Here is an 18345-nt window from a genome sequence, read left to right as displayed (position 1 = left end):
AGTCCTAGAAGTAGTAAGGGAAGTTGGACCAGTCCGGATCGCGCTTCTCGAGGAATGCTTCCTTGCCCTCCACGGCCTCGTCGGTCATATAGGCCAGGCGCGTGGCCTCACCCGCGAAGACTTGCTGACCGGCCAGGCCGTCGTCGGCCAGGTTGAAGGCGAACTTGAGCATGCGAATGGCCTGCGGGGACTGCCGCGCGATGTCCGCGGCATACTCCAGGGCGACCTCCTCGAGGCGCTCATGGTCAACGGCTTCGTTGACGGCGCCCATCCGCACCATGTCCTCCGCGGAATATTCGCGGGCCAGGAAGAATATCTCGCGGGCGGCTTTCTGGCCGATCTGGCGGGCGAGCAGCGCCGAGCCGTAACCGGCGTCGAAACTTCCCACGGTGGCATCGGTTTGCTTGAACTTGCCGTGCTCGCGGGAGGCGATAGTAAGGTCCGAGACAACGTGCAGCGAATGCCCGCCACCCGCGGCCCAGCCGTTGACGACGGCGATGACCACCTTGGGCATGGTCCGCATGAGCCGCTGGACTTCCAGGATGTGGAGGCGGCCGGCCCGGGCGGGATCGATGCTCTCCTGCGTCTCGCCGTCGGCATAGCGGTAGCCGTCGCGGCCGCGGATCCGCTGGTCCCCGCCGGAACAGAAGGAGTGGCCGCCGTCCTTGGGGGAGGGTCCATTGCCGGTGAGCAGCACCGTGGCGACATCCGGGGTCATTCGGGCGTGGTCCATGGCGCGGTAGAGCTCGTCGACGGTGCCGGGACGGAAGGCGTTGCGGACCTCCGGCCGGTTGAAGGCGATCCGGACCGTGGGAAGGTCTTTTGTCGCGGAGCCTGCAGCGTCCCGCTCGACCTGCCGGTGGTACGTCATGTCCTGGAAATCGTCGAAACCGGACACGGTGCGCCAACGCGACGGGTCAAAGACGTCGGATACCTTGGCGGGGAAGTCGTTGCTCACCCTCCGAGTCTAGTAATCCCCTCAGCTGATGCAGAACTCGTTGCCTTCGGGGTCGGCCATCGTGTGCCATTCGTGCGGCCCTTGTTTGGCCGTCCACAGGTATTTCGCACCCCGTGCCTCCAGGGCCGTGCGGACCTCGTCCTTGTCCTGTCCATTGAGGCGAACGTCCCAGTGGACGCGGTTCTTGACGGTTTTGTCCTCCGGGACGGTCTGGAAGAGGAAACGCCTGCGGGTGTCTTTGTCCCGGTCTTCCGCCGGGCCAATGGCCGCGCCGTCCTTCCACACGAGCTTGCCGTTGTGCGTGGTGGTCTCAGACTCGGTGGCGAATCCCTGATCCACCATGGACCGGATGAATGCCTCGTCCTGGGGCTCCACAATCCAGTCGAGCGTCTCGGCCCACCAGTCGGCGAGGATGTGCGGATTCTTGCAGTCGACTACTACCTGAAAGTTCAGTGCCATGGACTGAACCTACGACGACGGCGCGTGGCCACGGAAGTGCCTAGCGGACAGTTTTGGTCCGGGTTGGGTGGCTACCCGCCCAGCAGTTGCGGCGGGATCGCGTAGATGAGCAGGAGTGCCAACAGATTCTTGGCGGCGTGGACGAAGTAGGAGAACACCACATTCTTGCCCGTCCAGACATACACGGCCACCAGGACGGCCCCCATTCCGAGGTAAGGCGCCAGGGCCGGAAGCACCAGCCCTTCACGACCCACCACATGGATGGCTGCGAAGCAGAGCCCTGACAAGACACAACAGACCCAGATGTTCAGGTGGCGGGACAGCTTGCCGATCAATAAATGCCGGAACAGGTATTCCTCCACGAAAGGACCCAACACCACCAGCAAAGGCACCACGAACCAAGCCGGCAGTTGCTGGATCAGGGACTGGAGGCCCAGTTGGTTCCGCGATTCCTTGGCGGATCCGGTAACTGTCACCAGAACGGCGGTGAGCACCAACATTGCAACGATGGATAGGGGAATCATGGCCAGCGTGAACCACGGGCGCGTCGCCAGGATCAGGAGGTCGCGGGCTATTACGCGCCACGCGGACGCAACCGCGAACAAGCCGACCGACGCGTAGAAAGCAAGGTTGATCGCATAGACGGCGGTAGCCGGGTCCGGGAGTATCTGCTGCACCAAGGCAGTCACCGGGGCTGCGGCGAGGCTCAGGACAGCCGCCAATGACGCATAGAGTCCGGCGGCCGCAGCGTCCAGGCCCGTGAAACGGTATAGCCTCCCGGCCGGCGGAATGGTGCCCATGTGTCCAGCGTAGCGCCCCGCTTTGTTGCCCGCGTCACGCTCCGCCGGAATCACCGGGTAGGATGGTCTTGCCGGATTTACCTTCGACGCTTCCGTGTTTGCGCTACTGATTCGACTCGCCAACAGGCCAAAAGCTCGAATTGCATGCGCCGATACGCGTGAAGCCAGGGCCGGAATTTTCCCCAACCCACAAGGAACAGCTGTGCCTCAAAACACCACAACCGACCTTCAGCGCGAGCCGGAAACCCTGGCGGCGCCCAGTACTGCTACAACGTCCGAAAACCTCAGTGCCGAGGGCTACAAGAAGACCCTGAGCGGCCGCCACGTCACCATGATCTCCATGGGCGGCGCCATTGGCGTCGGACTCTTCATGGGTGCCGGCGGGCGGCTGGCTTCGACCGGCCCGGCGCTGATCTTCTCTTACGCTATCGCCGGCGTCATCGCCTACCTGCTCATGCGCGCCCTCGGCGAGCTCATCATGTACCGTCAGACGTCCGGCTCCTTCGTCAGCTACGCCGGCGAAATGTTCGGCAAGAAGGGCGCCTTCCTCTCCGGCTGGATGTACTTCATCAACTGGGGCATGACCGGGATCGCGGAACTGATCGCGATCGGCCTGTACTTCCAGTTCTTCTTCCCCAATGTGCCGGTCGAGGCGTCTGCCATCGCGGCGCTGTTGTTGCTCGTGGCCGTGAACCTCCTCAGCGTCAAGGCGTTCGGTGAATTCGAATTCTGGGCCTCGGTCCTCAAAGTCGGCGCCATCCTGATCTTCCTGGCCGTGGGCACCTTCATGGTGGTCACTAACGCCAAGGTGGGCAATGGCCACGCGTCCGCGGCCAACCTCTTCGACGGCGACGGGGGAATGTTCCCCAAGGGCGCCCTCGTCATGGTCCTCGTCCTGAACGCCGTGATCTTCGCTTACAACGGCATCGAACTCGTCGGCATCACAGCCGGTGAGATGCAGGATCCCAAGCGTGAAGTGCCCAAGGCGATCCGCGCCGTCGTGCTCCGGATCGTGGTCTTCTACGTCGGTTCCGTCCTTCTCCTGGCCATGCTGCTGCCGTCCGACCAGTACAAAGCCGGGGTTTCGCCGTTCGTCACCGTGTTCGGCCAGATGGGCCTTGGCTGGGTGGGCGACGTGATGAACATGATCGTCATCACGGCCGCGCTGTCCTCCTGCAACTCCGGCCTGTACTCGATCGGCCGCGTGTTCCGCACCATGGCCAACAATGGACATGCTCCGCAGTGGCTTACCAAGATGTCCTCGCGCCACGTCCCGTACGCCGCGATCCTGGCCATCGCCGCGTTCTACCTCGTGGGCATCCTGCTGAACATCTGGCTGGGCGGCTCGCATGCTTTTGACCTCGCGCTCAACACCGCGTCCATCGGTGTCATCTTCACCTGGGGCGCCATCTTCGCCAGCCAGATCGCACTGCGCCACCAGAAGGGCAAAGTCTCCACCCTTCCGATGCCCGGATCACCATGGACCAGCTGGGTGGGCCTCGTTGCCCTCTTGGCCATTACCGTGCTGATTGGCTTCGACACCATGACCAGCAAGACCGGCGAGGTGTTCCTCCTGGGTCTCTGGACCCTGGCCACCATCCCGTTCTTCGCCGTCGTGCTGTGGCTCGGCTGGCAGAAGGTCAAGAATAACGAGCCGAAGAGCGAGCTCTTCAGCTAGTCCCCACCGGCTCCCAACCTTCGCAAGCTCAGGTAGGGGCCCAACCCTTAGTAGCCCGACGACGGCGGGCGCCTCCCGCGGGGGAGGCGCCCGCCGTCGTACTTTGTTCAGCCCTAGCCCTTCAGGTACTTCGCGAAATGGTTCTCGATGCGCTGCCAGGCTTCCGGGGCGGCGGCTGGATCGGGTTTGATGCCCATCACCCGCATCAGCGGCCTCAGTGCCCGGGGCCCAACCGGGGCGTCGTTCAGAAAGGCGTGGCCCGCCGTCGGGAACTCCTTGACGTCGTGCTCGATTCCGAGGTTCGTGAGCGCGGCTTCCAACTTGGCGGAAGCTCCCCGCAAGGTCCGGTCCTGGCCTCCATAGTTGGCCACCACCGGGCACGCACCTTCCAACGACTGCTCCAGGTCCCGCGGCAATTGGCCATAGTTGACTGAGGCGGCGTCGAAGTCGTCATGGGCAGCGAGCAGGGCGAAGGCGCCTCCCATGCAGAACCCGATGACCCCCACCTTCTCCGTGCACCTGGCATCGCCGCGGAGCCAGGACCGTGCGGTGGACACGTCCGTGAACGCACGGCCCGTGCCGGACATCAGGGAGCGCATGGTCGCCACGAGGCAGCGTCCCGCACCGCCGTCGCTATAGAGGTCGACGGCGAGCGTCAGATAGCCGGCCGCCGCGAGCCGATCCGCGTGGCGGCGCATCATTTCGTCGAGCCCGAAAGCTTCATGGATAAGTACGACGCCGGGGAACGGCCCTTCGCCGTCAGGCTCGGCCAGGTACCCTTGCAGCTTGCGGGAGCCGCCGGCTGCCGCGCTCTCCGTGCTCAAATCGATGTGCACCATGGTGCAATCCTGCCAGACCGCGCAAGTGTCTTGTCGGCTGTTTTTGTCTGCGGTCGCAGTTAGGCTCGATGCATGGACCACAGCACCATTCTCAGCCAGCACGTCAACGCCTCCCGGGAAAAAGTCTGGGCCGTCATCTCTGACATTCCGGGTTCGGCCAGGACCCTCTCGGGCGTGAAAGCCATCCAGATGCTCAGCGAGGGACCCTATGGTGAGGGCACGCGCTGGAAGGAAACACGCGTCATGATGGGCCGGGAGGAAACCGTGGAAATGCAGGTTTCCCAGAGCGACCCGCCGGGCAGCACCACCGTCACGGCGCGTCAGGGCGGCGCGGACTACACCACCCGCTTCACCCTGGAAGAGCGCGACGGCGGGACGGAACTGACGTTGTTCTTCGCCGCCGAGGTCCTCAAGCCGACTTTCCTCAGCAAAGTCATGATGGCCGCGTTCGGGAATCTCGGGATGAGCGTCACGCGTAGGGCGTTCGCGAAGGATCTTGCCGAGATCGCCGCGAAAGCGGAGTCGCTCTAGTGGCGGCAGTCGGCAAGGTGACGGCACCCCGGATTTCACCGATCAGGCTTGACGAGCTCCGCGACGATCCCGCCCCGGACTTCCGGCGGGGCGAACGGTACGACGGCGTCCGCCTCACCAGGTCCGTGGCTGACGGAGCGGAGTTGAGCGGGGCGGACTTCATCGAGTGCGAATTCAATGGAGTCTCATTCAACGAGGCTCAGTTACGCGGCGCGACCTTCCGGGACTGCATCCTGAACGAGCCCTACGCGCCGGTGTTCACCGCCGCACGGACCTCGTGGCGGGAAGTCGAGATCAGCAACCCGCGCTGGGGCTCAGCGGAGATGTACGAGGGCGCCTGGCATTCGGTGAAGATCGACGGCGGCAAACTGGACTTCCTGAATCTGCGTGGATCCAAACTCACGGATGTCGTGATCACGGGCTGCATCATCAACGAACTCGACCTCGGGGCCTGTACCGCGACGCGCATGGTGCTCAAGGACTGCACCATCGGGACGCTGGATGTCACGGGGGCCAAGTTCAAGGATGTGGACCTGCGTGGCTCGGACTTCCGGATGATCAACGGACTTGGCGGCTTGTCTGGCGTGGTCATTGACGACTATCAGCTCAGTCTGATAGCTCCGCTTTTGGCAGGGCATCTGGGGATCCGGGTGATCTGAGTCAAACAACGGCGCCGCCAGGTGGTGGCGCTTGACCAGGTTGCACCTGACGATGTGGCAGTTGACCACGCGGCGGCGCCGTGTAATCTTTATAGAACGAACGGTCGGTAAATTATTCACCGGCCCCGCTCCCTTCGCGAAGGATGTTCTCATGGTCGAGGCTTTTCTTGTTGGCGGTGCCCGCACCCCTGTAGGCCGGTATGGCGGAGCGCTTTCCGCGGTCCGTCCTGATGACCTGGCAGCCCTCGTGATCCGCGAAGCCGTGGCCCGGTCCGGCGTCGACCCCGACGCCATTGACGAAGTCATCCTGGGCAACGCCAACGGCGCCGGCGAGGAAAACCGCAACGTTGCCCGCATGGCCACCCTCTTGGCGGGACTTCCCCTCCACATCCCGGGTATCACGGTCAACCGCCTGTGCGCCTCCGGCATGAGCGCCATCATCATGGCCAGCCACATGATCAAGGCCGGCGCAGCGGACATCGTTGTGGCGGGCGGCGTCGAGTCCATGAGCCGGGCCCCTTGGGTGCAGGAGAAGCCCTCAACAGCCTTCGCTAAGCCGGGCCAAATCTTCGACACCTCCATCGGTTGGCGCTTCGCCAACCCCCTCTTCACCAAAGGCGAGTTGTCCCGCGGTGGCAAAATGACCTACTCCATGCCCGAAACTGCTGAGGAAGTTGCCCGGGTGGACGGCATCTCCCGTGAGGACGCCGACGCTTTCGCCGTCCGCTCGCACGAACGCGCGCTTGCGGCCATTGCCGGCGGTCGCTTCAAGGAAGAGATCGTCCCAGTCGCCGTGAAGACCCGCAAGGGAGAAACCGTGGTTGACACCGACGAGGGACCTCGCGAAGGAACAACCATGGAGGTCCTCGCCGGTCTCCGCCCGGTGGTTGCCGGCGGCTCCGTTGTCACGGCCGGTAACTCCTCCACGCTCAACGACGGCGCGTCCGCCATCATCGTCGCTTCGGAGGCTGCCATCGAAAAGTTCGGCCTCACCCCACGTGCCCGCATCATCGACGGCGGCTCGGCTGGCTGCGAACCGGAAATCATGGGAATCGGCCCGGTCCCCGCTACCCAGAAGATCCTGGGCCGTTCCGGACTCACCGTCGGCGACCTTGGCGCCGTCGAACTCAATGAAGCCTTTGCGACGCAATCGCTCGCGAGCATGCGGCGTTTGGGTCTGGATCCGGACATCGTGAACAACGACGGCGGCGCGATCTCCCTGGGGCACCCGCTCGGTTCCAGCGGCTCGCGTATCGCCATCACCCTGCTGGGCCGCATGGAGCGGGAGCTCGCAGGCGCAACCTACGGGCGGAAGATCGGCCTCGCAACGATGTGCATCGGCGTCGGGCAGGGCGCCGCCATCCTTCTGGAAGGCATGTAATGGCATTGAACCCCGGGGAATTCGGAACCTTGCTCATCGAGGAACGCGAGGACCGCGTCACTGTCCTCCTGAACCGGCCCGAGGTCCGGAACGCGATCGACCAGCAGATGGTGGACGAACTCCACAAGGTGTGCGAGTACCTTGAGTGCGAGCCGAAAATCCTGATCATCTCCGGCGTGGAGGGCGTCTTTGCGTCGGGCGCGGACATCGGCCAGTTGAGGGAACGCCGCCGTGATGACGCCCTGCGCGGCATCAACTCCACCATCTTTGTCCGGATCGCCAAGCTGCCCATGCCCGTCATCGCGGCCTTGGATGGCTATTGCCTGGGTGGCGGTGCAGAGCTCGCGTACGCCGCGGACTTCCGCATCGGTACGCCCAGCTTGCGGATCGGCAACCCGGAAACCGGGCTGGGCATCATGGCCGCAGCCGGGGCCACGTGGCGCCTTAAGGAACTCGTGGGGGAGCCGATCGCCAAGGAAATCCTTCTGGCCGGGGCCGTCCTCCGCGCCGAGGAAGCCCTGCGGATCAACCTCATCACCCAGATCCATGAAGCCCCTGTGCTCATGGAAGCCGCCCACAACCTTGCTGACCGGATCGGCCGGCAGGACCCCCTGGCGGTGCGGATCACCAAGTCGGTCTTCCACGCTCCAGCCGAGTCGCACCCCGTGATCGACACCCTGGCCCAGGGCATGCTCTTTGAATCCCAAGCCAAGTTCGACCGCATGCAGGCGTTCCTCGACAAGAAGAACGACAAGAAGAACAGCGACAAGCAAAGCAGCGACAACCCAGACAGGACCCGGAAATGACAGCAATGCCCGCAATCCCACATGTTGTCGGTGTCCTAGGCGGCGGACGCATGGGTGCCGGCATCGCCCACGCTTTTTTGACCAAGGGCGCTACGGTGATCGTCGTAGAGCGCGATCACGAAGCCGCGGCCGGTGCGCAGGGTCGCGTCGCTGAGGCTGTGGCCAAATCTGCTGCCCGCGGCACCCTGACGGAGACCGCGGACGAAGTATTGTCCCGGTTCAGCACCTCCACCGACTACGACTCCTTTGTTCACTGCGGGCTCGTTGTGGAGGCAGTGCCCGAGGACTACGAGCTCAAGGTCGCAGCCCTGAAGGCTGTGGAGGAACACCTCTCCGCGGACGCCTTCCTGGCCTCCAACACCTCGTCCCTCTCCGTCACCGGCCTTGCTTCGCAGCTCCGGAGGCCGGCCAATTTCGTGGGCCTGCACTTCTTCAATCCCGTCCCGGCGTCCACGCTCATCGAGGTGGTCCTGGCCAGGGAGACCTCCCCGGAGCTTGCTGCCACGGCGAGAAGCTGGACCGAGGCACTCGGCAAGACCGCCGTCGTCGTCAACGACGCTCCCGGCTTTGCGTCCTCGCGGTTGGGCGTCGCGATCGCCCTGGAGGCGATGCGCATGGTGGAAGAAGGCGTGGCGTCGGCGGAGGACATCGACGCCGCCATGGTGCTCGGTTACAAACACCCCACCGGGCCTCTGAAGACCACGGATATCGTGGGCCTGGATGTGCGCCTCGGCATCGCCGAATACCTGCATTCGACGCTGGGGGAGCGCTTCGCACCACCCCAGATTCTGCGCGACAAGGTTGCCCGCGGTGAGCTGGGACGGAAGACTGGCAAGGGATTCTTCGACTGGACTGACTGATCCCTCGGGCCTAGTTGGGTCGGTTAGGCTAGCCCGGTGACTCTGATTGCACCTGTGACCCTGGATGGCCGCTTCGTAACCTTGGAACCGCTGAGCCCCGGGCACCACGATGGCTTGGTGGACGCCGCCAAGGACGGCGAGTTGTGGAAGCTTTGGTACACCTCCGTGCCGTCGCCTGAAGGCATGGCTGTGGAAATCGACCGCCGGCTCGCGCTGCAGGAGCAGGGATCCATGCTCCCATTCGCCACGCGGTTGAAGGCGAGCGGCAAGCTGATCGGCATGACCACCTACATGAACATCGACGCCACCACTCCGCGTGTCGAGATCGGCTCCACGTGGAACGCCGCCTCGGCACACGGCAGCGGCAGTAACCCCGATTCCAAGCTGTTGCTTCTCCGCCACGCCTTCGAAACCCTCGGCTGCCCCGCTGTCGAATTCCGCACCCACTGGCTCAACCACCAGTCCCGCGAGGCCATCGCCCGGCTAGGCGCCAGGCAGGACGGCGTGCTCCGTAACCACTCGAGAACTGCGGACGGAGTGCTCCGCGACACCGTGGTGTTCTCCATCCTCGAGCACGAATGGCCCGCCGTCCGTACCGGCCTCGAGTTCAGGCTCGCGAAGCGGTCCTAAGCTCCAGACCCCGGGCGAGTCACCCCGGCGAGGCGCCAGCTATTTCCTGAGGGCGCTGTTGACCGCCGTCCGGTACCCCTGGGAGTAGCCGGCGTCGTTCGGATGGAAGTTCTCCAAAGCGAGCGCGGGCGGATCCAGCGGCGATGGCTGGGTGTAGTGGATCCACGGATTATTGGAACCAATTCCATGCCCGGTGAATCGCTCCGTCACGCTGACGTAGCCCACACCTGCGGCGGAGGCGGCGCCGGCAATGGTCGCATTCAGCTGGTCAGCCATTCCGTTCAATGTGGTGGCCAGCTGATTTTGCGCGGGAGGCGCCTCGGGGCCGGCGGTGAAGAGTCGAGGGTAGCCCGTCAGCGCGATCTCGGCGTTGGGTGCCTTCTGCCGGATGGACTGCACCATGGCGACGATGTTGCCGGGCAGCGCGGGTAGCGCAGCCCCCACATTTTGCACGGCCGAAGCACACGCCAGGGCGTCGCCGCTGGTGCAGGCCACCGCGACGGCTCCCGTGCCGACGTCGTTGCCGCCCACCGTGACCGAGACCTCGGTAGCGGATCCCAACGCGATCGCTGCAGGGTCCGTAGGGGCGAGGTTGTCCAGGCCTGTTTTGACGCTAAGCGACGTAGCGCCGAAGCAACCCAGATTCAGGCCGCCCAAAAGAGCTGGGTAACTGTCCAGGCTCTGGTGGCAGTCCGGCAACGAGGCCGGAGCCGGACTGCTGCCGCCCGTCCCTGCGGCATAGGAATCGCCCAAGGCTACATAGACATCAGCCGGTTTCCCTGGGGCCGGGTTCGCCTCGGCAGGTCCAGTCCCGAAACCCGCCACGAGTGCGACGGCGAAGGCCCCGCCCAGTACGCGGCTGTAGCGGCGCCGCGGATTTGCTGCATGCATGACTTTTATCCCCTCTTGTCGGTCTGAAGTGCCGCTTTGGCGGCGGGGGCCATCCCGGCCCGCGCAGTCTTGCGGCCCAGAATACGCGAGCCGCGTGCCCACGACTACGAAAAAGGGCCTGGTTCTTCCATTCGGTTTACAGTAGCTGGAGCGGCGACGGCAGGCGCAAGGCGCGACCCTCGCTCACATAAGGCGGCATTCTTCGCGACCCTCGCTCACATCCGGGTCGTGTGGTTAGCTGTCCGGTATGGATGGGATCTCAACCGCCGCCAAGCAACGAGGCGTTCATTGGGACGGTGCCGTGAACGCCTGGTGCATCGCCGGAAGCGTGTACCGGATGGGCAGGCGGGAATGGCTCACCGAAGCCGGTTGGCAGCAAATGTACGACGCCGGCATCCGCACTGTGATCGACTTGCGGACCGCGCGCGAGCGGCAGCCCAGGGAAGTCGATCCAGTGGTATCCGAGGAGGCGACAGCGCGCTTCGACATCGTCCATTGCCCCACCGAGGACCCGGCAAACGAAGATTTCACCGCCCTCTTTGGCCCGTACCTGAAAGACCCTGCGCACTACGCCGACTACCTGCGGCTCTTCCCGGCCAGCATCGCCGCGGTCTTCAAGGCTGTCGCCGCGGCGACAGGCGGGGTAGTGGTGCATTGCGCGGCTGGGCGGGACCGCAGCGGAGTCATCGCCGTGATGCTGCAGAACCTGGCAGGGGCAAGCGACGAGGAAATCGTGCGCGGTTACCAGCAGGGGATGCGCGGTATCAATGAGCGCCACCGGTACCATCGCGCCCCTCATGCGCACGACGCGTATCTGGAAAAGGACGCGCTTGAAGTGATGCTGGCGTCCCGCAGCGTGAGCTTGCTGGAGTTCGCGCACTCCCTCGACTCCCAAGCTTTCCTAACGGCGAACCGCGTCTCCGAGGCTGAGATCGCCGCCGTCCGCGCCAAGCTCAACGCTCTGGCACCGTAGAAGCATTGCCGGCCACGCGCCGTCGTTCCCTTCTTTGATGTCGGAAAGCGCTTACGACACGGCGAGTCGCAAATCCTGGGCGTCAAAACGCGTCAAAGAAGGGGAGAACGAAATCAGTCCCAAGAAGCATTTAGTGTGCAGATCGGGGCTCTCATGTATTCTGGGAATATTACCGAACGGCCGGTCAGTAATTTGTGGCCGCTCGGTCCCATTTCGTGCCCGTGCCTTGGAAGGACCCGTCGACGATGACCAGTACCGCAGTCGCTCCGGAAGCCACAGTTGTTGAAACCGTGCCCAGTTTCGTCCAGGGCGAGTGGTGGACCCCCGGCACCGATGCCTCAGCCGGCGTGCCCGTCCGCGATGCCAGCACGGGCGAGGTCCTCGCAACGGTCAACACAGACGGACTGGACCTTGCCGGCGTCGTGAACTATGGCCGCACGGTGGGCCGGCGCGAACTCGGCAAGCTCACCTTCCACCGGCGCGCCCTCAAGCTCAAAGAGCTGGCCCAGTACCTCAACGGCCGCCGGGAAGAGTTCTACGCTTCCTCCTTCAAGACCGGCGCCACCAAGATCGACTCAATGGTGGACATCGACGGCGGCATCGGCGTTCTCTTCACCTTTGGCTCGAAGGGCCGCCGAGAACTCCCAAACTCGCAGGTTGTCATTGACGGGCCCATGGAAATCCTGTCCAAGGATGGCTCCTTCGCCGGCGAGCACATCTACACCCGCATCCCGGGCGTCGCCGCGCAGATCAACGCCTTCAACTTCCCCGTCTGGGGCATGCTCGAGAAGTTCGCACCCGCATTCATCGCGGGCGTCCCCACCATCGTCAAGCCGGCCACCCCCACCGGTTACGTGGCCGCCGTCGTGGTCAAGGCAATCGTGGAGTCCGGGATCCTGCCGGAAGGCTCGCTGCAGCTCATCTCGGGATCCGCCAGGAACCTGCTGGACCACCTCGACTACCGGGACATTCTTGCCTTCACCGGCTCCGCTTCTACGGCCAACTCGCTGAAGTCCCACGTCAACGTGGTCCAGGGTGGCGTCCGCTTCACCTCGGAAACCGACTCGCTCAACGCCGCCATCCTCGGACCCGACGCCGTGCTCGGCACCCCCGAATTCGACGCCTTCATCAAGTCGGTCGTCACCGAAATGACGGTCAAGGCCGGCCAGAAGTGCACCTCGATCCGCCGCACCATCGTGCCCCAAGCCTTGGTGTCCGACGTCGTCTCCGCCATCGGCGCGCGGGTAGATGAGCGCGTCGTGGTCGGCGACCCCCGCGCAGAGGGCGTCACGATGGGCGCCCTCGCGTCGCTCGAGCAGCTCGCCGACGTTCGCGCCGCAGTGCAGTCAATGCTCGACGCCGGTGGTGAGCTTGCGTACGGGACGCTCGATTCGCCGTCGGTCACCTCGCTCGACGGAACGGTGGGCGTCGTCGAAGGGGGCGCGTTCATGTCGCCGGTCGTCCTGAGCTGGGCTGACGTGGACTCGGAAGCTGTCCACTCGCTGGAGGCGTTCGGCCCGGTTTCGTCCGTGATCGGGTACACGGACCTCGACGACGCCGTCCGCCTCGCCGCCCGTGGTGGCGGCTCCCTGGTGGCCTCCGTTTGCACTAATGATCCTGCTATTGCCCGCGAATTGGTGACCGGAATCGCGGCGCACCACGGACGAGTCCTGATGCTCAACCGCGAGGATGCCCGGTCGTCAACCGGGCATGGTTCGCCCGTGCCGCACCTGGTCCACGGCGGGCCGGGCCGCGCCGGTGGCGGCGAAGAACTCGGCGGTATCCGCTCCGTCATGCACCACATGCAGCGCACCGCCATCCAGGGTTCCCCGAACATGCTCACGGCCGTGACCGGCGTCTGGCACCCAGGCGCGGACCGCAACTTTACGGTGGAGACGGAAGGAACGCACCCGTTCCGGAAGTCCCTGACGACTTTGCGGATCGGCGACGCCGTGCGATCCGGACTACGGCAGGTCACTCTCGAAGACATCACGGCCTTCGCCAACTCCACGGGCGACACCTTCTACGCCCATACCAACCAGGAAGCTGCGGAGTCCAACCCGTTCTTCCCGGGAATCGTGGCGCACGGCTACTTGCTGCTGAGCTGGGCCGCAGGACTGTTCGTGGAGCCAGCTCCCGGCCCGGTCCTCGCGAACTACGGCCTGGAGAACCTGCGCTTCATTACTCCCGTGGCTGCCGGGGATTCGATCCGCGTCACCCTGACCGCCAAGAAGATCACCCCGCGCGAAACCGACGAATACGGCGAAGTAGCCTGGGATGCCGTGCTGACCAACCAGAATGACGAAATCGTCGCCACATACGACGTCCTGACCCTCGTGGAGAAGTAATCCTCCCCCGGACGCACGCTCACTTATGTCGGTGTTTGGTCCGGCGCCCGCTCACTTATGTGGGTGTTTGGCCGGACGCTCGCTCACTTTGGTGCTGCATACGTGGAACGCTCCCCATCGATCGGGAGCGTTCCGTGTCTGGGCTGGCGTGAATACCTCTGGCCCGCTGGTTGGTTCTATTGCCCGGGGGCGCGGTATGCCGGGGTCTTCTTGGCGGCTTCGTCGAGATCCTCCACCGTCATGAGCGGCTTCAAATGCAGGCGCACAGCGCCTGTCGCATTGATCATGAGTGAGAGGGCGGCAGCGCTAGCCGCGTCCGGGATTTCGAAGACCCCGACGACGTCGGTCTCGCCGAAAGCGTAGTAGAAACATTCGAGCGATCCGTCTACGGATTTGAGTGCATCGACCACAGCATCGCGGCGCTTGGTGCCGCCCTCGCGCAACAGCCCCTTGATTCCGTCGCCTACGTAGTTTGCTTCGAATAGATATTTGGTCATTGTCTTCCCGTCCCGTGATGTCCCGGACTCGGGCCTCCTAAGGTGCTCCCATCACCCGTTGAGGGAAGGTCCCGGAGTTGTTCCCCTGCGAGGGGGCTGTGCACATATTAGGCCGAGGTCGTCGCCCTGACAACGGTCTAGGCTAACGCTCGCCCACAAGTTCTTTCCGACCGCGTCCGGCGTAAGATTTTCAGCGTAGGAGGTGGCGAAATGAACCTAGCACTCAGAACAGCCACAACCGTCTTGCCCGTCGACGACGTAGCCCGAGCCCGCAGCTTTTACGCGGAGAAACTCGGCCTCCCGCACCGCGGCATGACCTGGGATGGAAATGATTTGTTCGGCATCGACGGCGGCCCCATGCTGCAGTTGATGCCCATCAAGGACGGCATGCACTCATCGCACACTGCCCTTTCCTTTGAAGTCAGCGACATCGAGCGGACAGTCGATGAAATGGAGGCGAGCGGTGTCGAATTCCGGGATTACGACCTCCCGGATCTCAAAACCGAACACCACATTTGTACCACCGACGCCGATCGTTGCGCCTGGTTCATGGACACGGAAAACAACGTCCTCTGCGTCCATGAAAGCTTGGGCATCCAGGCCGAATATCAGCTTTGATCGGCTGAGGCACCCACCGGGGCCACGCAGAACCCTCATTCACTTTTAGTGAAGGAGGGTTCTGTCATTTGGCCTCATATGTGAGTGAGCGTCGGGGGAAAGTGCCACATATGTGAGTGAGCGTCGGGGGAAAGTGCCACATATGTGAGTGAGCGTCGGGGGAAAGTGCCACATATGTGAGGGAGCGTCGGAGAGGGGAGGAACGTGCCCTACGCCGAGGCGTGGAGGCCGTCGAAGGCCATGGTGATGACGTCGTCGGCGAGGCGCTGAGGGGACAGCGAGCCGCCCGGTTTGTACCACTCCACGATCGAGTTGATGGTGCCGAACAGCAGCCGGGTGACGGTGCGGGGATCGATGTCCTGGCGCAGCGAGCCTTCTTCGCGGGCGGCTGAGATCAGCGCGGCCACCTTGTGGTCGAAAGCACGACGCCGTTCCAGGGCATCGCGCTCGATCTCCGTGTTGCCGCGGAGCCGCAGAAGCAGCGTGACGAACGGCAGCCGCTCCACCAAAACGGCTATGGTCTGCCGCAACACGAATTCCAGGCGTGCGTCGGCTGCCCCAGTAACAGCCTCGGGTTGCTCCAGGATGGTCTCGAGCCCTCCCAGCGCGTGCTCAAGGGCGAGCTTCAGGAGGTCGCCCTTGGACGGCACGTGGTGGTAAATGGCCGACTTTGAGATCCCGAGGTTTTCGGCAAGAATACCCATGGACGTGGCGTCGTAACCGTGGCGGTTGAAGACGTCGACGGCGATCAGCAGCACTGATTGCTGGTCGTATCCGGGGCGTCCCCGCTTGGTTGCTGTTTCACTAGGCATGCTGGCCATTTTCTCATGAACGGTCGGTTGATTCGTGCACCCGCCCAGCCAAGTTACCTCTTGGGTCGCATGTCGTAGACGCGGCGCAGTTTGCCGTTGGAGCGCTCGAGCGAACCCGGCTCCACGACGTCCACCACGCATGAAGAACCCACGTGGATCTTGATCTGTTCGCGCAAGGCGTGTGCCGCCGTGGCGCCCGACTCGATGGAAACGTTCTCGCGGCGCTCAATCTTGACCGTCAGCGAATCCATGCGCTTGCCCTCGGGACGGGTGAGTTCGAGCTGGAAGTGTGGGCTGAGCTCAGGGATCCGCAGGGCGATTTCCTCGATCTGCGACGGGAAGAGGTTCACGCCGCGCAGGATGATCATGTCGTCGCTGCGGCCGGTGATGCGGCCCATGCGGCGGTGCGCCGGGCGCGCGGTGCCCGGCAGAAGGCGCGTGAGGTCCTTGGTGCGGTACCGGATGATCGGCAGCGCTTCCTTGGTGAGCGAGGTGAAGACGAGTTCGCCCGGTTCGCCGTCGGCCAGCACGGCGCTTACCCCGCGGGAGGGGTCGAACGGATCGATGATCTCGGGGCGGAAATGGTCCTCCCAGATGTGGCAGCCGTCCTGCGTCTCAACGGCTTCCCCGGCGACACCCGGGCCCATGACCTCGGACAGGCCGTAGATGTCGCAGGCCTTGAGGTTCATAGTGGTTTCGAGCTCGTGGCGCATTTCCTCGGTCCACGGTTCGGCGCCGAGCACCGCGTACTTGAGCGAGGTCGACGCCGGATCGACACCCATGTGGGCCATGGCGTCGGCGATCGTGAGCAGGTAGGTGGGGGTTGCCAGGATTGCGTCCGGCTTGAAGTCCTGGATCAGCTGAATCTGGCGTTCCGTCTGGCCGCCGGACATCGGGATGACGGTGCAGCCGAGCGCTTCCGCCCCGGCATGGGCACCCAGGCCGCCGGTGAACAGGCCGTAGCCGTAAGCGTTGTGGACCTTCATGCCTGGACGGACGCCGGAGGCGCGGAGTGAGCGGGCTACCAAGGTGGCCCAGTTGGCGAGGTCGTTTTTGGTGTATCCGACGACGGTCGGCCGGCCTGTGGTACCCGAGCTCGCGTGGACGCGGGCTACTTCGTTCTGCGGCACGGCGAACATGCCGAAGGGGTATTCCTGGCGGAGGTCTTCCTTGGTGGTGTAAGGGAACTTGCCGAGATCGGACAGTTCGCGGAGGTCGGTGGGGTGGACGCCGGCGTCGTCGAATTTGCGCTTGTACAGCGGGACGCGATCGTAGGCGTAGGCCACGGTGTGCTGGAGGCGGCTGAGCTGCAGGGCCTCGAGCTCATCGCGCGAGATGGTTTCTTCGCGATCTAGCTGTGCGGTGTTAAGCGGTGCGTCAGGAGCGGCGACGGTGTTCTGTGTCATGGTCTTCCTACTTCTTGGAAATGGTGCGGCTGCGGCCACGGAACTCGGCGATGAGCTCGCCGTAGCCGCCCGGATTCTCGGGCGACCCGGCGGCGGCGAGTTCCGCAGGGGAGGCGGCGAAGATTTGGATGTCGTACAGGCCGCTGCGTCCGTTGTTCGCACGGCGGTTCGCGACGGCGGTGATCACCTGGCCTTGATAGGCCGGCTTGAGGAAGTTGATGTCGACGCCGGCGGCGACGGTGATGGTGTCAGCCTCCGACGGCGATGGGACAGCCGGGTTGCAGGCGAGGGCGAACGCTGAATCTGCGAAGGCGAAGATCATTCCGCCGTGGGCCATTCCGAAGCCGTTGAGCATTTCCTGGCGGAGCTTCATGCGGACGGTGGCGTGGCCGTCGTCGATCTTGAGCACCTCTAGGCCCATCCACTCGGAGGCGTAGTCGTTCTTGAGGATCTGGTGCTGCGCTGCGCCAGAAAGGGTGGTCTCAACCATGCGTCATTGCCTCCAGCTTTATTTACCGAATGTTCATTAGGTAATCCCAGTTTGCTTGAACTGTCAAGGGGTGACCGCCCGGCGGGACAGATCCGCGGCGCCCGGCGGGACGATGCAATACGGATGAAGTAGGAGCTCGTAGTAGCCTCGAGGCATGCCGCTCATCGAACTTCCCATTCGGACGCCGAGGCTCGTGCTTCGCCGCTTCGAGGCCGCCGATCTGGAGCGATTCCACGCCTACCAGTCCCTGCCGGAGACCGCGCGTTTCCTCCTCAGGCAGGAATTGACCCTCACGCAGTCCATGGAAGCGCTGGGCCGCTACGCCAACTTCACTTTCGAACAAGAGGGCGACTGGGTGTGCCTCGCAATAGAGCGCGCCGACTCGCCGGGACTGCTCGGCGAAGTGGTGCTCAAATGGTTGCCTGGCACGGGGCAGGCCGAAATCGGCTGGATCTTGGCTCCTGAAAACCGGGGCAAAGGCTACGCGGCGGAGGCAGCCGAGGCCGTGCTGCGCCTGGGGTTCGAGACGCTCATGTTCCACAGGATCGACGCCAAGCTCGACGCCCTGAACACCTCCTCGTCAGGTTTGTGCGAGCGGCTTGGCATGCGTCGCGAGGCAGTCCTCGTGGACAACTGGCACTACAAAGGCCAATGGTCCACCGAAGTCATCTACGCCATCCTCGATTCCGAATGGCGGGCACGGAAGTAG

20 protein-coding genes are annotated in these 18345 nt (G+C 64.1%); 11 read left to right on the top strand and 9 right to left on the bottom strand.

The window, feature by feature from the left end; translation table 11 throughout:
* Positions 1-4: 4 nt before the first annotated feature.
* From LFT43_RS16820 to LFT43_RS16810, 3 genes are all read right to left on the bottom strand, one after another.
* Positions 5-958, bottom strand: coding sequence for a 1,4-dihydroxy-2-naphthoyl-CoA synthase (locus tag LFT43_RS16820; protein ID WP_395798686.1), 954 nt, complete (start codon positions 956-958; stop codon positions 5-7).
* Positions 959-979: 21 nt separating this feature from the next.
* Positions 980-1417, bottom strand: coding sequence for a VOC family protein (locus LFT43_RS16815; protein WP_395798684.1), 438 nt, complete (start codon positions 1415-1417; stop codon positions 980-982).
* Between the two features lie 71 nt (positions 1418-1488).
* Positions 1489-2217, bottom strand: coding sequence for a lysostaphin resistance A-like protein (locus tag LFT43_RS16810; RefSeq protein WP_395798682.1), 729 nt, complete (start codon positions 2215-2217; stop codon positions 1489-1491).
* A 202-nt stretch (positions 2218-2419) separates the two neighbouring features.
* Between LFT43_RS16810 and LFT43_RS16805 the strand changes: the two genes are divergently transcribed.
* Positions 2420-3895, top strand: coding sequence for an amino acid permease (locus tag LFT43_RS16805; protein WP_395798680.1), 1476 nt, complete (start codon positions 2420-2422; stop codon positions 3893-3895).
* A 113-nt stretch (positions 3896-4008) separates the two neighbouring features.
* On the opposite strand, the gene LFT43_RS16800 is transcribed toward LFT43_RS16805, so the two are convergent.
* On the bottom strand, positions 4009-4734 hold the full coding sequence (locus LFT43_RS16800; protein WP_395798678.1) for a dienelactone hydrolase family protein: 726 nt from the start codon (positions 4732-4734) through the stop codon (positions 4009-4011).
* 72 nt (positions 4735-4806) lie between these two features.
* Between LFT43_RS16800 and LFT43_RS16795 the strand changes: the two genes are divergently transcribed.
* From LFT43_RS16795 to LFT43_RS16770, 6 genes are all read left to right on the top strand, one after another.
* A complete protein-coding gene (locus tag LFT43_RS16795; protein ID WP_395798676.1) occupies positions 4807-5265 on the top strand; it encodes an SRPBCC family protein in 459 nt (152 codons plus the stop codon).
* Complete coding sequence (locus LFT43_RS16790; protein WP_395798674.1) at positions 5265-5924, top strand: pentapeptide repeat-containing protein; 660 nt, start codon at positions 5265-5267, stop codon at positions 5922-5924. The genes LFT43_RS16795 and LFT43_RS16790 overlap by 1 nt, the downstream gene beginning before the upstream one ends.
* A gap of 151 nt (positions 5925-6075) precedes the next feature.
* Entirely contained in the window at positions 6076-7305 is a 1230-nt protein-coding gene (locus tag LFT43_RS16785) for a thiolase family protein (RefSeq protein WP_395798672.1), read from the top strand.
* Positions 7305-8111 carry an enoyl-CoA hydratase/isomerase family protein gene (locus LFT43_RS16780; protein WP_395798670.1) on the top strand — a complete coding sequence of 269 codons (807 nt, stop codon included), beginning with the start codon at positions 7305-7307 and terminating at the stop codon, positions 8109-8111. Before LFT43_RS16785 ends, LFT43_RS16780 begins: the two co-directional genes overlap by 1 nt.
* Complete coding sequence (locus LFT43_RS16775) at positions 8108-8971, top strand: 3-hydroxyacyl-CoA dehydrogenase family protein (RefSeq protein ID WP_395798667.1); 864 nt, start codon at positions 8108-8110, stop codon at positions 8969-8971. The genes LFT43_RS16780 and LFT43_RS16775 overlap by 4 nt, the downstream gene beginning before the upstream one ends.
* A gap of 36 nt (positions 8972-9007) precedes the next feature.
* Complete coding sequence (locus LFT43_RS16770) at positions 9008-9601, top strand: GNAT family N-acetyltransferase (RefSeq protein WP_395798665.1); 594 nt, start codon at positions 9008-9010, stop codon at positions 9599-9601.
* A gap of 39 nt (positions 9602-9640) precedes the next feature.
* Here LFT43_RS16770 and LFT43_RS16765 read toward each other — a convergent pair whose 3' ends face one another.
* The gene (locus LFT43_RS16765) at positions 9641-10492 is read right to left on the bottom strand and encodes an SGNH/GDSL hydrolase family protein (RefSeq protein ID WP_395798663.1); all 852 of its coding nucleotides are present in this window, start codon (positions 10490-10492) and stop codon (positions 9641-9643) included.
* Positions 10493-10739: 247 nt separating this feature from the next.
* Here LFT43_RS16765 and LFT43_RS16760 point away from each other — a divergent pair, with 247 nt between their 5' ends.
* Positions 10740-11465, top strand: a complete 726-nt coding sequence (locus tag LFT43_RS16760; protein ID WP_395798661.1) for a tyrosine-protein phosphatase — start codon at positions 10740-10742, stop codon at positions 11463-11465.
* A gap of 245 nt (positions 11466-11710) precedes the next feature.
* Positions 11711-13813 (top strand): phenylacetic acid degradation bifunctional protein PaaZ, encoded by a 2103-nt coding sequence (paaZ, locus tag LFT43_RS16755; protein WP_395798659.1) that lies wholly within the window; start codon positions 11711-11713, stop codon positions 13811-13813.
* A gap of 176 nt (positions 13814-13989) precedes the next feature.
* Here the strand turns inward: paaZ and LFT43_RS16750 are convergent, their stop codons facing one another.
* Positions 13990-14310, bottom strand: coding sequence for a GYD domain-containing protein (locus LFT43_RS16750; RefSeq protein WP_395798657.1), 321 nt, complete (start codon positions 14308-14310; stop codon positions 13990-13992).
* A 210-nt stretch (positions 14311-14520) separates the two neighbouring features.
* On the opposite strand from LFT43_RS16750, the gene LFT43_RS16745 reads away from it, so the two are divergent.
* On the top strand, positions 14521-14928 hold the full coding sequence (locus tag LFT43_RS16745; protein WP_265977802.1) for a VOC family protein: 408 nt from the start codon (positions 14521-14523) through the stop codon (positions 14926-14928).
* Between the two features lie 209 nt (positions 14929-15137).
* Here LFT43_RS16745 and LFT43_RS16740 read toward each other — a convergent pair whose 3' ends face one another.
* From LFT43_RS16740 to LFT43_RS16730, 3 genes are read right to left on the bottom strand one after another with little or no spacing between them, the layout of a single operon-like run.
* Positions 15138-15740, bottom strand: coding sequence for a TetR/AcrR family transcriptional regulator (locus LFT43_RS16740; protein WP_395798654.1), 603 nt, complete (start codon positions 15738-15740; stop codon positions 15138-15140).
* Positions 15741-15793: 53 nt separating this feature from the next.
* A complete protein-coding gene (gene paaK, locus LFT43_RS16735; protein WP_395798652.1) occupies positions 15794-17146 on the bottom strand; it encodes a phenylacetate--CoA ligase PaaK in 1353 nt (450 codons plus the stop codon).
* A 7-nt stretch (positions 17147-17153) separates the two neighbouring features.
* The gene (locus LFT43_RS16730) at positions 17154-17636 is read right to left on the bottom strand and encodes a hotdog fold thioesterase (RefSeq protein ID WP_395798650.1); all 483 of its coding nucleotides are present in this window, start codon (positions 17634-17636) and stop codon (positions 17154-17156) included.
* Positions 17637-17790: 154 nt separating this feature from the next.
* Here LFT43_RS16730 and LFT43_RS16725 point away from each other — a divergent pair, with 154 nt between their 5' ends.
* On the top strand, positions 17791-18345 hold the full coding sequence (locus LFT43_RS16725) for a GNAT family N-acetyltransferase (RefSeq protein WP_395798648.1): 555 nt from the start codon (positions 17791-17793) through the stop codon (positions 18343-18345).

It is taken from the genome of Arthrobacter sp. FW306-04-A, assembly GCF_044358315.1.
Lineage (GTDB): Bacteria > Actinomycetota > Actinomycetes > Actinomycetales > Micrococcaceae > Arthrobacter.
This window is presented reverse-complemented; position numbering and strand designations above follow the sequence as displayed.